The sequence below is a fragment of the Micromonospora sp. WMMD1155 genome (genome assembly GCF_029581275.1).
Classification (GTDB): Bacteria; Actinomycetota; Actinomycetes; order Mycobacteriales; family Micromonosporaceae; genus Micromonospora.
The window spans coordinates 7,108,238-7,122,951 of sequence record NZ_CP120742.1 but is presented as its reverse complement, the minus strand read 5'-3'; the positions used below and the strand labels follow the sequence as shown (position 1 = coordinate 7,122,951).

General features: G+C 73.8%; 7 protein-coding genes. 1 reads left to right on the top strand and 6 read right to left on the bottom strand.

Going from position 1 to position 14,714, the window contains the following annotated elements:
- Positions 1 to 146 precede the first annotated feature (146 nt).
- Together O7617_RS32545 and O7617_RS32540 are read right to left on the bottom strand one after the other, a co-directional pair.
- Entirely contained in the window at positions 147 to 986 is an 840-nt protein-coding gene (locus tag O7617_RS32545; RefSeq protein ID WP_282260433.1) for an ABC transporter permease, read from the bottom strand.
- Positions 983 to 2,011, bottom strand: a complete 1,029-nt coding sequence (locus tag O7617_RS32540; protein WP_348774161.1) for an ATP-binding cassette domain-containing protein — start codon at positions 2,009 to 2,011, stop codon at positions 983 to 985. Before O7617_RS32540 ends, O7617_RS32545 begins: the two co-directional genes overlap by 4 nt.
- 72 nt (positions 2,012 to 2,083) lie before the next feature.
- Here O7617_RS32540 and O7617_RS32535 point away from each other — a divergent pair, with 72 nt between their 5' ends.
- Complete coding sequence (locus tag O7617_RS32535; RefSeq protein WP_282260432.1) at positions 2,084 to 2,767, top strand: TetR/AcrR family transcriptional regulator; 684 nt, start codon at positions 2,084 to 2,086, stop codon at positions 2,765 to 2,767.
- Positions 2,768 to 2,821: 54 nt separating this feature from the next.
- On the opposite strand, the gene O7617_RS32530 is transcribed toward O7617_RS32535, so the two are convergent.
- From O7617_RS32530 to O7617_RS32515, 4 genes are all read right to left on the bottom strand, one after another.
- Entirely contained in the window at positions 2,822 to 3,529 is a 708-nt protein-coding gene (locus tag O7617_RS32530) for a response regulator transcription factor (RefSeq protein ID WP_282260431.1), read from the bottom strand.
- A 177-nt stretch (positions 3,530 to 3,706) separates the two neighbouring features.
- On the bottom strand, positions 3,707 to 4,087 hold the full coding sequence (locus O7617_RS32525) for a hypothetical protein (protein WP_282260430.1): 381 nt from the start codon (positions 4,085 to 4,087) through the stop codon (positions 3,707 to 3,709).
- A 62-nt stretch (positions 4,088 to 4,149) separates the two neighbouring features.
- On the bottom strand, positions 4,150 to 4,380 hold the full coding sequence (locus tag O7617_RS32520; protein WP_282260429.1) for an MbtH family protein: 231 nt from the start codon (positions 4,378 to 4,380) through the stop codon (positions 4,150 to 4,152).
- Positions 4,381 to 4,382: 2 nt separating this feature from the next.
- A complete protein-coding gene (locus tag O7617_RS32515) occupies positions 4,383 to 14,705 on the bottom strand; it encodes a non-ribosomal peptide synthetase (RefSeq protein ID WP_282260427.1) in 10,323 nt (3,440 codons plus the stop codon).
- Between the last annotated feature and the right edge of the window lie 9 nt (positions 14,706 to 14,714).

The following is a 14,714-nucleotide window of genomic DNA, read 5'->3' as shown; positions in this document are numbered from 1 at the left end:
GAAATGCCCGGGCGGGGTGTCATCTCGGCTAGGACCGGGGTAGTCAGGTGGCTACGTCCACCGGTCTTTCCCGGCGATGACCCGCACAGACACCGGCCCGTGGCTGGTGGGAAGCCACGGGCCGGTGGGTCGTGCGCGCTGTCGGATCAGCGGCGGGAGCGCGAAACCCTTCCGCGCAGCGCGAGGTACGCGAGCGTGTGCGCCAGGATGCCCACCGCCACGATGGCGATGAACCCGTGCAGCAGCGGGGTCGCCGACCACCCCTCGGTGATCAGGGACCGCAGCGCGCCGTAGACGTAGGTCAGTGGGTTGACCCCGGCCACCGCGTCCATCCACCCGGTCATCTCCTCGCGGGGGACGATGGTCGTGGAGAGGAAGACGAACGGGAAGAACAGCAGGAAGGTCTGGGCGGTCACGGTCGGGTTGGCGGTGCGCAGCGCCACCGCGTACAGGATTCCGACGTACGCCAGGGACCAGGCCAGTGCCACCCCGACGAACGCCAGCATGCCCAGCACGCCGGTGGTGAACTCGACGCCGACGATCGTGCCCATGATCAGCACCGGAACGGTGAGCGCGGCCACGATGGCGAGATCGGCGACCATCATGCCGAGCAGCAGCGCCAGCCGGTTGACGGGGGAGAGCAGCAGCCGGTCGAAGTAGCCGTTCATGATGTCGGTGACGACCGACGGCGCGCGGGTCACCCCGGTCACCGCGATGACGATCGACACCGGGAGCTGGAAGGCCCGGAACTCGTCGATCCCGGCCTGACCGAAGATGCTCTCCAACGAGCCGATGAAGATCGCGAAGAAGAACACCGGCACGAAGATCGGCGGGAACAGCGTCTCCGGTTCGCGGCGGGCCTGCCGCAGCGAACGGCCGGCGATGTGGATCACGTCGCGGACGAAGCCGGCGCGCCGGGCGAGGTTCGGCCTGGGCGTGGGCAGCTCCGCCCGGACTGCGGGCAGGGCGTCGGGCATGGTGGTCATCGGGGTCCCCCTCCGGTGGTCGCGAGCTCGGCGTCGGCCTGGTCGCCGGCCAACCGCTGACCGGTGACCGAGAGGAAGACGTCGTCGAGGGTGGGCCGGCGCAGCGTCAGGGTCTGCACCGGCACGCCGGCGTTGGCGAGCGCGACGGCGACCGGTGTGACGGCGGTCGGCCCGTCGCCCACCCGCGCGGTGATCTCGGGGCCGATGACGTCGACGCCCTCGACCTCCGGCAGTGCGCGCAGCGCCGTGGCGGCCGACTCGGCGTCGCCGTCGACCCGGGCCACCACCATGTCGGCACCGATGCGTCGCTTGAGCGCGTCCGGTGTGTCCTCGGCGACCAGCCGACCGTCGGAGATGATGCCGACCCGTTCGGCCAGCTCGTCGGCCTCCTCCAGGTACTGCGTGGTGAGGAAGACCGTGGTGCCGCTCTCGGAGTTGAGTCGGCGTACCTCGTCCCAGAGGGCGAACCGGCTGACCGGGTCGAGACCGGTGGTCGGCTCGTCGAGGAAGAGCACGCCGGGGTTGTGGATCAGGGCCAGCGCGAGGTCGAGGCGACGCTTCATGCCGCCGGAGTAGGAGCCGGCCGGACGCTTGATCGCGTCGCCCAGCTCGATCAGGTCCTGCAACTCGCTGATCCGGCGGTCGATGGTGGAGCCGCGCAGGCCGTACAGGCGGCCCTGCAGCTCCAGGTGTTCGAGGCCGGTCTGCCGGTCGTCGATGGCGGTCGCCTGTAGGGCGGCGCCGATGGCCAGGTGCACGCCGACCGGGTCGCTCGCGACGTCGTGTCCGGCGACCGTGGCGGAACCGCCGGACGGGGTGAGCAGCGCGCAGAGCATGCGGACGGTGGTGGACTTGCCGGCTCCGTTGGGACCCAGGAATCCGTAGATCTCACCCATTGGCACGCACAGGTCGACGCCGTCGACCGCCCAGTGCGCACCGAATCGCCTGCGTAGGCCGGTCGCGATGATTGCGGGAGCAATTACTCCTCCACCTGGTGGAGGTGAGACAGCCGTTCTTGGGTCCATACTGGTCTCCTCGGGCCGATATACTCAGGAGTCTCCGAGACAGTTCGTCTGGTGTCAATACATTGTGTCTCGGTGGTGCGGCCGAGTCGGGACGGTTTGGAGGAAGCCGTGGCGGAGGACTGGCGTGACACCCTCGAGACCCACAAGGCTCGATACCGCGAACGGATCATCGACGCGGCGATCGAGCTGGTGGCCGAGGAGGGCGTCGCGAAGGCGTCGATGGCCGCGTTGGCCCAACGGGCCGGGATCGGCCGGGCGACGGTCTACAAGTACTTCCCGGACGTGGAGCACGCGTTGCTCGCCCACGTCGAGCGGGAGGTCGACGACTGTAGGGCGGCCCTGCTGGCGGTCCACTCACGCGAGGAGGATCCCGTCGCGCGCCTGCGCGGCTGCATCGAGGCGCTGCTCGGCTACTTCGCGAGCCAGCGGCACCGATTGAGCTGGGTGACGTTGGAGCAGGCGGATCTCTCGTCGGCGGCGGTCTCCCGCCTCCGTACGTTGATGACCAACCTGCCGCAGCCGTTCATAGAGACGATCTCCACCGGCATCGACACCGGCGGTCTGCGCGGCGATCTGCGGCCGGACGTGCACGGGCTGCTCATCTTCAAGATGGTGGTCAGCCTGCACGACTACCTCGTCTCCGGCGCGCTGACCCAGCAGGACGCGGCCAAGACGGTGTGGCAGCTGATCAGCGAGGGCGTGCTGCCCCGGGAGAGCGGCCACCTCACTCCGGTGGTCAGCGCCTCGTCGGTCTGAACGCGAGCGGGGCCGGTCCGGGCAGACCCGGCCGGCCCCGCCGCTTGCGGCGCCTCAGACCTCTTCGAGCAGACCCTGCTTGATGGCGACCGCAGCGGCGAGGGTGCGGTTGGAGCAGTTGAGCTTGGCCAGGATGTTGGCCACCAGTCGTTTGACGCCGTGCTGCGAGATCAGCATGCGACGGGCGATCTGCTTGTTGCTCAGCCCTTCCGCGAGCAGGATCAGCGTCTCGCGCTCCCGCGGCGTCAGCTTGGTGCAGTCGGCGCGGACCTGCGGCGTGGTGCCGCGGGCGCGCTCCAGCAGCCGGTTGGCCAGCATCGCCGGCATCGGGATCTCTCCACTGTCGATCCGCCTCAGCGCCTGGGCCAGTGCGTCCTCGGTGACGTCGTCCTGGATCAGGAAGCCGTTGCTCGGAAAGCGGGTGACCGCGTCGAGGCTCTCGCAGCGGCGCCCCAGCAGCAGCAGGATCTTCGCGCCCTGGCTGAACGCCGCGTCGGCGACCTGGTAGGGACCCGTCGCGGCGAGGTCCTCGCACGCCAGCACCAGGATGTCGTACGGCCGGCCACACGGCACGTGGTCGGGATAGGCGGCGACGAAGGTATTCACCTCGGTCACCGAGTCGAGTGAGATGAGCATGTCGCTCAGGCCGCGGCGGGCCATCTCGTTGTCGGCGAAGACGAGGACGCTGAAGCCGTCTCGATCTTCTGTGAACGGGTCTCCAAATCGTTCCACCTCGATCAGCTCTCCCCCCGGTTCAGCCATGTGACAAACGAAGTGTAGGGCCCGTGACAAAGTGTCGCGAGTGCCACACGAGATCAATATGGCAGCAGCAACTGTCTATGTCCCCTGATCAGAGCATCAGCGCATGTCGGTCGGGGTCGAAGCCAACCGGCCACAATGGTCAACCGAAAGTGGGATGGGCTGAACGGCGATAGACCATTATCGACGGATTCGTGGCCACTGAACGACGGCTAACACCGCCACCAGCAACGGCACCGCGACCCACAATTGCGCCGTCGTGTAGTGCCGAAGCTCGCCCGGGACGTCCACGCCCCGGATCTCCGCCTCCAGCGCGCCGGGACGGATCAGCGTGAGCGCGTGCACCGACAGCGGTACGTAGTTGACGGCCAGACCGATCAGCCACCACCCCACCACCGTGCGCAGGCCGCCGCCGGAGGACACCGCGAGGAGGCCGAGCGCGCCACCACCGCCGACGCCCAGCAGGAACTCGGCGAGGATGACCCATCGTCGCCACCGGACACCGGCGGAACCCCACATGTCGATGGCCGCCAGACGGCGTACGTCGAGTCCGAGAGCCATGCTCGGCATGCTGTCACGGGCCGGTCCCGATCCGCCATCACTTCCCGAGGACTCGACTGCGTCTAGTCTTCCAGTCGGACGTCCGGAGCGGTGAGGGCCCGTACCAGGCTGCGGGGACGCATGTCCGTCCAGTGGGTCTCGATGTGCCGCAGACACTCCGCCCTTCCCGCCGGCCCGAGCGTCACGCTCCACCCGGCCGGCACGTCCACGAACGCCGGCCACAGCGAGTACTGGCCCTCCTCGTTGACCAGGGCCAGGAAGGTGCCCTCGTCGTCCTCGAACGGGTTCGTCATCGTCAGCTCCTCAGCAGGGGTTCGGCCCGTACGGCGGCGACCCGCCACTCGGGATGGTCGACGAGCATCTGCAGGGCCCGCACCATGGCTTCCACCAGACGCTCCACGTCCGCCCGGGGCAGCAGGTCGGGCCGGTGGGTGACCCGGAACGCGATCCGCTCGTACGGCAGCACGGCCAACCCGAACGTGAAGTGCGGGGTGTCGTGGCCGGTGGCGCCGCTCATGCGCAGGCCGCCGGTGGCCTCGGTGAGCGCCTCCGGGTCCAGCGGGAAGTTCTCGAACACGACAGCGCTGTCGAACAGCTCGCCCACCCCGGCGGCGCGCTGGATCTCACCGAGACTGAGGTACTGGAAACCGCTCAGCTGGGATTGCTCGTCCTGGATCCGAGCCAACAGACCGGCGAGGTCCTCCTCGGTGCGCAGCCGGACCCGGACCGGGAGCGTGTTGATGAACAACCCCACCATCTTCTCCACGCCCGGCAGCTCGGGTGGCCGCCCGGCCACGGTCATGCCGAACACCACGTCGTCGCGGCCGGTCGTGTCGGCGAGGGTGAGTGCCCAGGCCGCCTGGACGAAGGTGTTGACGGTGAGCCCGTCGGCGCGGGCGCGCGAGCGCAGGGCCGTGCTGAGCGGTTCCGACAGCTCCGAGGTCACGTGCTCCGGAAGCACCGCCTCCCGGTCCGGCGCCGGTTCGGCCAGCAGGGTCGGCCCCGGCAGGCCGTCGAGGACGTCCCGCCAGGCGGCGCGGGCCGCTCTCCGGTCCTGGCGGGCGACCCAGGCCAGATAGTCGCGGTACGGGGGAGCCGGTGGCAACGCCGTCTCGCGCAGCTCCGCGTGGTACAGCGCCAACAGGTCGGTGATGAGCAGCGGCGTCGACCAGCCGTCCAGGAGGATGTGGTGCGCACCGACCACCAGCGCGTGCCGCTCGGCGGCCAGCCGGACCAGCAGCAGCCGCGCCATCGGCGGCTGGGTGGGCTGGAAGCGGGCCGCCCGGTACGCGTCGACCAGATCCGCCAGCCGGCCCTCCTGCTCCGGCGGGGCGAGCCGGCTCAGGTCGATCTCGCGCCACGGCATCCGGGTCGTCTCGCCGATCACCTGCACCGGCACCGGCAGCCCCTCGTGCAGGAACGCCGCACCGAGGTGCGGATGCCGGCGCAGCAACCCGTCACCGGCCCGACGCAGCGCCGCCGCGTCCAGAGGGCCGTCCAGGTACAGGGTGAGCTGCACGACGTAGACCCCGCGGGCCTCGTCGGCGGAGACCGCGTGGAAGAGCAGACCCTCCTGCAACGGGGCCAGCGGCAGCACCTCACCGGCACCGGGGACCTCGGCGGTGATCGCGTCCACCTGGTGCTGGGTGAGGCGCACCAGGGGGAAGTCGCTGGGCGTGCGTCCGCCGGCGCTGACCCCGGCCAGCGCCGCCAGGCCACCCAACGCCTGCCGCCACGCCCGGGCCAACTCCTCGACCTCGGCCGCGTCGACGACCTGGCTTCCGTACAGCAGGCTCGCCGACAGCACCGGGCCCCCGGGGCCGTCCACCGACCAGGCGGTGACCTCCAGGACGTGGTCGAGCGGAGTACGCGGGTCGGCGCCGCCGTCCAACGCGCCCGCCTCGGGAGCCGGACTCCACCCGTCCGGGCCGGCGCTCGGGTCGTCGGCGCCGCCGGGGAAGCGGCCCAGATAGTTGAAGCCGACCTCCGGGTGCCCGGCAGCCGCCAGCAGCGGCCGGGTGTGCGGGTTGAGGTAGCGCAGCAGGCCGTACCCGATGCCGTGGTCCGGCACCGACCGCAGTTGCTCCTTGACCCGCTTGAGCGCCGACTCCAGGGCCGGCCCGCCGACCACCACCTGCTGCCAGTCGACCGCGCCCGGGTCGAGGCGTACCGGGAACATGCTGGTGAACCAGCCGGCGGTGCGGGTCAGGTCGAGCCCGTCGACGAGCGGTTCGCGGCCGTGCAACTCGCTGTCGATCACCAGAGCCGAGCCGCCGTCGGCGCTGCCCCGGACCCGACGCCGGTGAGCCGTCGCGATCACCAGCGCGGTGGCCAACACCACGTCCGGCGTGCAGTGGAACAGCGCGGGCAGCCGCACCAGCAACGCCGCGCTCTCCTCCGGCGGCAGTTCGACCGGCACGGCGGCGGCGGTCGCGGCGACGTCCACCGCCGGGTCGAGCGGCCGGCTGCCCACCAGCGGCTGGTGACCGCTCAGCTGTTCCAGCCAGAGGTCCACCTCGTTCTCCCGCTCCGGGCGTTGCGCCTCCTCGGCGAGCAGCCCCGCCCACCGGCGCAGGGACGTGCCGACCGGCGCGAGCGCCGCACCGGCCGGTGTCCCGTCGCGGGCGGCCCGCCAGGCGGCCTCCAGGTCGGCGCCGAGCACCCGCCAGGAGACGCCGTCCACGACGAAGTGGTGGGCGAGCAGGAACAGCCGACCGGCCCGTTCGCCGCCGGCATCCGCGTGTACCACCCGGAACATCCGTCCGTCGGCGGGCACCAACGCCCGGCGGGCGTCCTCCCGGGCCGCGTCGAGGACCGCGTACGCCTCGGTGGCGTCGAGGTCGGCGACCCGGACCTGGCCGACGACGGTGCCGGCGTCCACCGACCCGACCGGCAGGATCTCGCATCCGCCGGACGCGTCGACCCGCATCCGCAGCGCGTCGTGGTGGTCGAGCACCGCCTGCACGGCCGCCACGAGATCGGCGCGGGTGACACCGGCGGGCACGGCCAGGGTGATCGACTGGCTGAAGCCGTCGACCGGGCCGGGCCGCTCGTGGCACCACCGCATGATCGGTGTGAGCGGCATCGGGCCGATCGCGTCGTCGCGGGTCTCGACGGCCGGTGCGGCCACCGCCTGGGCGACCGCCGCGATGGCCGCGACCGACTTGTGTGCGAAGACCTGCCGCGGCGTCAGCGCCAGTCCCGCCCGGCGGGCCCGGCTGGCCAGTTGCAGCGCGGAGATGCTGTCTCCGCCGAGGTCGAAGAAGCGGTCCTCGACGCCCACCTCGTCCAGCCGCAGCACCTCGGCGAAGAGCCCGGCGACGACGCGTTCGGCGTCGGTGCGCGGCGCGCCGCCCCGCCCGCCGACCGCCGGCCCCGGCGCGGGCAGCAACGCCCGGTCCAGCTTGCCGTTGGCGGTCAGCGGGAACCGCCGCACCACGACGACGGCCGCCGGCAGCAGGTGGTCGGGCAGACGGGTCGCCGCCCACTCGCGGATCGCCGTGCCGTCGGCGTCGTCGCCGGTGACGTAGGCGACCAGCCGGCGTACCCCGGGGTGGTCCTCGCGGGCGACGACGACGGCCTGCGCCACCGCCGGATGCTCGCGCAGCGCGGCCTCCACGTCCCCCGGCTCGATCCGGAAGCCACGCACCTTCACCTGGTCGTCGGCGCGGCCCAGGAAGTGCAGCACCCCGTCGACGTCCCAGCGGGCCAGGTCGCCGGTGCGGTAGAGCCGACCGCCGGGCGGGCCGAACGGGTCGGCGGGGAACCGGGACGCGGTCAGCGCGGCGTCGTCGAGGTAGCCGTGCGCCAGCCCGGCGCCGGCCAGGTACAGCTCACCCGGCACGTCCGGGCCCGTCGGCCGCAACGCCGGATCCAGGACGTACGCCCGGGTGTTGTCCATCGGCCGCCCGATGGGCAGTGGACCGTCGACCGGCTCACCGGGGCGCACCGGCCAGGCGGTGGCGAAGGTGGTGTTCTCGGTCGGGCCGTACCCGTCGACCACCGTGATGCCGGGCACGGCCGCCCGCACCCGGGCCACCGCGTCGGTCGGCACCACCTCACCGCCGGTCCACACCTCCGCCACCCCGGTCAGCACCTCCGGTGCCTCCCCGGCGACGAGCCGGAACAGGCCCGCGGTCAGCCACAGCGCGGTCACCCGGTGCCGCACGACGAGCCGGCCGATGGCCGCGACGTCCAGGTCGCCGGGTGGCGCGACCACCACCGTGCCGCCGCGGAGCAGCGGCACCCACAGCTCGTAGGTGGCGGCGTCGAAGGTCACCGGCGAGTGCAGCAGGACGCGCCGGTGGGCGGCGGCGTCGAAGCGCCGGTCCAGCGCCAGGGCGACGATGGCGCCGCCTGGCACCACCACCCCCCGGGGCACTCCGGTGGTGCCGGAGGTGTACATGACGTACGCCGGCCGGTCGGCCGCCGCCGGCACGCGGGGCGCGGCGACGCCGCCCGGCGCGTCGGGACGCAGCCGGGGGCCGGGGAAGTCGGGCAGCGCCGTGTCGTCGGCCGCGACGAGGCAGGTGGGGCGGGCGTCGGCCAGGATGGCCGCCAGCCGGGCGGGTGGGTAGCCGACGTCGACCGGCAGGTACGCGGCACCGGCCCGGAGGGTGGCGAGCAGGCTCACCACCAGCGCGGCGCCCCGGGGCAGGGCGACCGCCACCCGGTCGCCGGGTACGACGCCCGCCGCGACCAGCGCACCGGCCAGCCGGTCGGCGCGCGAATCCAGCTCGCGGTAGGTCAGCGTGGTGTCCCCGTCGAGCACCGCCACCGCGTCCGGGGTGCCCGCCGCGACCGCCGCCACCAGCTCGTCCGGGCCGGTCGGGGGGAGCGGCGTCGCGGTGTCGTTCCATCCGGCCAGCGCGTCGTCAGCGGCCGGCGCGACCAGCCGGAGCCGCCCGACCGGTGTGTCCACGTCCGACACCAGCGCCTCGAACACCCGGCGCAGCGCGGCCAGCAGGTGCCCGGCGCGTTCGTCGTCGACCACGTCCGGCCGGTGGTCCAGCCGGAGCTGGACCCGCCCACCCCGGGCGTACACCCGCAGGGTCACCGGGTAGTGGCTGCCGTCGTGACTGGCCAGGCCGACCACCCGCAGGTCGCTGCCGTCGGGCTGGAAGCCGCCGGTGTCCATCGGATAGTTCTCGAACGCGAACACGGTGTCGAAGAGGGCGTTGTGCCCGGCCGCCCGGTGGATCGCGCGCAGTCCCAGGTGCTGGTGCGGCATGAGGGCCGTCTGGTCGGCGCGCAGCCGCGTCACCACCTCGCGCAACGACCATCCGGCGGGGCAGCGGACCCGTACCGGCACCACGTTCATCGACAGGCCCACCATCGCCTCGATGTCGTCCAGCTCCGGCGGGCGTACCGACACGGTGGCGCCGAACGCCACGTCCGCGCTGCCGGTGGTCGCGGCCAGCGCCAACCCCCAGGCCGCCTGCACGACGGTGTTGAGGGTGACCCCGCAGTGACGGGCGGCGTGCGCCAGGCCGTCGGAGAGCGCGTCCGGCAGGTCGACGGCGACCTCCCGGGCCGGCACCGGTTCCCGCCCGTCGCTGCCGGGCGCGAGCAGGCTCGGCGTCTCGAAGCCGGTGTACGCCTCGCGCCAGGCCGTCGCCGCGGCGTCGGTGTCCCGGCTCACCAGCCACGTCACGTACTCCCGGTACGGCGTCAGCGGCGGCAGGTCCCGAGCCGCGTCACCGCCCGCGTAGAAGCCGAGCAGGTCCCGGATCAGCAGGGGTGTCGACCAGCCGTCGGCGACGATGTGGTGGCAGAGCAGGGAGATCCGGTGCCGCCCGTCGGTGAGCCGGTGCACCGAGATCCGGACCAGCGGTGGTCGGGCCAGGTCGAAGCGCCGGGCGCGGTCGGCGGCGAGCAGCCGCTGCGACTCGTCCTCCCGGGCGGCCGGGTCGAGGTCGCGCAGGTCCGTCTCGTCGACCGGTGGGTGGCCGCCGCGCGGGATCACCTGCACCGGCCGGCTCAGCCCGTCGTGCAGGAAACCGGCCCGCAGATTGGGATGCCGGCGCAGCAGGTCGTCCGCGGCGCGACCGAGCCGGGCCACGTCGAGCGGGCCCTCGACGTCGAGGATCAGCTGCACCGAGTAGACGTCCAGGGCGTCCTCGTCGAAGCGGGCGTGGAAGAGCATCCCCTCCTGCAGGGGCGCGACGGGAAGCAGGTCGACCGGGTCCGGCACCGCCGCGACGACCAGGTCCAACTCCTCCGGGGTGAGCGGCGTCAGGCTCAGGTCCAGGTCCCGGGGAGTGGTGTCGCCGGAACCGGGCAGGGCGGTGTGCGCGGCGAGCCCCACCAACGCCTCCGCCCACCGGGTGGCCAGGTCGGCGATCTCGTCCTCGTCGAACAACTCGCCCGCGAACATCAGCGAGGCGGTGAGCTGGGTACCGGTCGGGCCCTCCTGCGCGACCATGCCGATCTCCAGCTCGTGCGGCAGCGGCGCGTCCGGGTCGGACGCGCCACCCAGACCGTCGAACTCCTTCGCCGCGCCCCACCCGGTGTCCGCACCCTCACCGCCGACCGCCGCGAACCGGCCGAGGTAGTTGAAGCCGATCTGCGGGCGACCGGCCTCCGCCAGCACGCTCGAGGTGTGCGGGTTGAGGTAGCGCAGCAGACCGAAGCCGACGCCCTTGTCCGGCAGCGACCGGGTGAGCTGCCGGACCCGCCGGATGGCGGCGCCCACGGCCGGTCCACCGCAGCGGACCTCGTCCCAGTCCGGGGCGCCCGGGTCGAGGCGTACCGGGTAGATGCTGGTGAACCAGCCGACCGTGCGGGACAGGTCGACACCGGGCACGACGGGCTCCCGACCGTGCCCCTCGATGTCCAGCAGCACGTCCGAGGCGTCGCCCCGGCCGCGTCCACGCCGCCACGCCGCCACGGCCAGCGCCAGGCCGGTCATCAGCACCTCGTCCGGTCCGCAGTGGAACAGCGCCGGCGCCCGGGTGAGCAGCAACTCGGTCTGCTCCGCGGGCAGCCGCATGGCGAACATCCGGCTGGTCCCTGTCACGTGGCGGATCGGGTCGAGCCGGTCGGCGCCCAACGTGGGGTCCGCTCCGGCGAGTTGGTCGAGCCAGACGTCGACCTCGTCCTCCCGCTCGGGGCGGCGGGCCTCCTCGGTGAGCAACTGCGCCCAGCGCCGGTACGAGGTGCCCACCGGCGGCAACGCCACCGGCGTCCCGTCCCGCGCCGCACTCCAGGCGGACACCAGGTCGGGCACCAGCACCCGCCAGGCGACCCCGTCCACGACCAGGTGATGCGCGACGACCAACAGCCGTCCGGGGTGGCGTGGGCCGGCGTCCAGCCACACCAGCCGCAGCATCACCCCGTCGGTGGGAGCGAGTTCCCGGCGGGCCGCCTCGGCCTCGCGTCCCACCGCCTCCGCCAGCCCTCGCTCGTCCAGGCCCGCCACGTCCACCCGGCGTACGCAGGACGCGGCGTCGACCGCCCCGCGGGGCCGTACGTCCAGCGTCCAGCGGGCGGCCCGGAAGCCGCTGCCACCGCGGCGGGTCAGGGTCAGCCGCAGCACGTCGTGGTGGTCCAGCACGGTGCGCACCGCGGACACCAGCCGGTCGTGGCCCAGGTCGGCCGGCACCTGGAGCCCGACCGACTGGCTGAACCCGTCGCCGGGACCGCCCCGCTGGCGGAACCACTCCATGATCGGCGTCAGCGGCACCCGGCCCACGCCGTCGTCGGCGACCTCCGCCGGCCCGTCGTCGACCCGCCCGCAGATCGTCGCGAGACCCTCCACCGTGGGGTGCTCGAAGACGTCCTGGGGCGTGAACGAGAGCCCGGCGCGGCGGGCGCGGCTGACCAACTGGATGGCGATGATGCTGTCGCCGCCGATGTCGAAGAGGCTGGCCCGGTGGTCGACCGACGGCAGGCCGAGCACGTCGGCGAAGACGCCGGCCAGCACGGTCGCCGCGCCGGCCGTCGGGTTGGCGGCGGCGAAGTCGGGCGCGGGCAGGGCGGTCCGGTCCAGCTTGCCGTTCGGCGTCGTGGGCAGCCGGTCGAGGACGACGACGGCGCTGGGCACCATGTGGTCGGGCATCCGCGCGGCGGCCCACGCCCGAACCGCCGCGCCGTCGACCGCCCCGGTGACGTAGGCGACGAGCTTGCGGTCGCCGGGGCGGTCCTCCCGGGCGACCACGGCGGCGGCGGTCACCGACGGGTGGCCGGTCAGCGTGGCCTCCACGTCGCCGGGCTCGATCCGGAAGCCGCGCACCTTCACCTGGTGGTCGGTGCGCCCCAGGTAGTGCAGGACGCCGTCGGAGTCCCAGCGGGCCAGGTCACCGGTGCGGTAGAGCCGGCTGCCGGGCGGGCCGAACGGGTCGGCCGGGAAGCGTTCGGCGGTCAGCGCGGGGTTGCCCAGGTAGCCGTCGGCGATCCCGTGACCGGCCAGGTACAGCTCACCGGCGGTGCCGGGCGGCACCGGCTGCAACACACTGTCCAGGACGTACGCGCGGGTGTTCGGCAGGGGCCGCCCGATCGGCGGCGGACCGTCGACCGGGCCACTGCCGTACCAGGCGGTCGCGTAGACGGTCGCCTCGGTCGGGCCGTAGACGTTGCCGAGGCGGGCGTCCGGGAATCGTTCCCGGACCGCGCGGGCCACCTGCACGGGCAGCGCCTCCCCGGCGAGCAGCAGCGTGTCCGGGGACAGGTCCAGCCCACCGTGGGCGACCAGGTGGCCCAGCACCGACGGCACGGTGCTGACGAGGCTGACCTGCCACCCTGCGGACGGCTCGGCGATCAGGGCCAGCGGATCGGCGACGAGTTCCACCGTGTGCCCGGCCAGCAGCGGCACCACCACCTCGAAGACGGACACGTCGAAGCTGAGCGAGGTGGACGCGAGCACCCGGCGCAGCGCCCGGTCGCCGATGTCCCGGCGGGCCCAGCCGAGCAGGTTGGCGACCGACCGGTGGGCGACCACCACGCCCTTCGGCCGTCCGGTCGAGCCGGAGGTGTAGATGACGTACGCGGGGTGCGCCGGCAGCAGCGGACCGGACCGGTCGGCGTCGACGGGCCGTCGGGTCGGACGTCCGTCCACGTCGGCGCGTACCGCCGGGTCGTCGAGCCGGACGGCCCGGTGGTCGGGGTGCCGGTCGGCCAGGTCGCCGTCGGTCAGCAGCAGCGCCGGTCGGGCGTCGGCGAGCATGCCGGCGATCCGGGCGGCCGGGTACGCCGGGTCGACCGGCAGGTACGCCGCGCCGGTCTTGGTGATCGCGAGCAGCGCGACAACGGTGTCCGCCGTGCGGGGCAGCGCCAGCGCGACCAGGAGTCCCGGCCCCGCGCCCTCGGCGAGCAGGTGGTGTGCCAGCCGGTTGGCCCGCTCGTCGAGATCCCGGTAGGTCAACCGGGTCGGACCGGCGACGACGGCGAGGGCCTCGGGGGCGCGGTCCGCGGTGGTCTCGAAGAGCCCGGGGATGGTCGCCGGAGTGACGGTGGTCGCGGTGTCGTTCCACTCGGCGACGGCGCGGCGGACCGGGTCGCCGACCAGGTCGACGGCGGCCACCGGCTGCCCGGGGGCGGCGGTCAGCGCCCGGCGCAGGCCGGCCAGGTGGGCGGTCAGGTCGGTCGCGTCGAAGTGTGCGGCGTCGCCGTCGAGCACCAGGCACAGGCCGTGGTCGACCGGGTCCTCCACGACGCGGACGACCAGTTGCGCCGGTTGCCCCGTGCCGAGGTGCCGCACGGTCGCGGGGACCGGACCGAACCGGGCCGGCGCCGCCGCGGGCACGGCCTCGACCAGCACACCGTACGGCCCGACGTCGGTGACCGGGTGCCGCTGGTGGCGGCGGGCCCGACGGGTCGCGTCGGCCACCCGGCGTACCACGGCGGCCACGGTGTGCTCGGGGCGGACCGGCACCCGCAACGGCAGCACCCGGGCGAGCGGGCCGGGGTCGCGCAGGTCGCCCCGTTCGGTGCGGCCCGCCACCCGTACCCCGGTCAGCACGTCGGTTCCGGCGCCACGCCGGTGCAGGTAGCAGGTGACGGCCGCGGCCAGCCAGACGGGCCAGGCGACGCCGGCGGCGCGGGACGCGGCGCGTACCGCCGCCGTCTCGCCCGCGTCCAGCGGGGCCTCGGCCGTCACCCGGCCGACGCGGCGGCCGTCATGGGTCGTCGACAGGCCGGCCGGCTGGGGCGCGTCCCGCAGCTCGTCCGCCCAGTGCCGCCGTGCCGCATCGGCTCCCGGCGCCTCCGGGCCCGGTGGAGGCGTCGCGCGCAGCGGTTCCCCGACGGTGCCGCCGCCCAGCAGTCCGGAGTAGATCTCGGCGGCCCTGGTGGTGACCAGCTCCACGCCGTGCCGGTCCAGGTCGCCGCCGGGGTAGCGCTGGTACCAGCCGCAACGGCCCGCGCCCAGGTGCAGCAGCGCCTGAGCGGACCGGCGGTCGGTGGTCCGAGCGCCGGTGCCGTCGCCGCCCCAGCCCTCGGCGGCACGCTCCGGGTCGGGCTCGCCGCCCAGGTCGACCAGCTCCACGTCGTCCGGCGCGGGCAGCCCGGTGGCGGTGTGCAGTTCGTCCAGGGCGCGGCGCACCGCCGTGCCGAACAGCGCCGGGTCGAGCACACCCTCCGGTGTGACGAGTGCGGCGACGGCGCCGGTGTGGTCGGCCACGGTCATCTC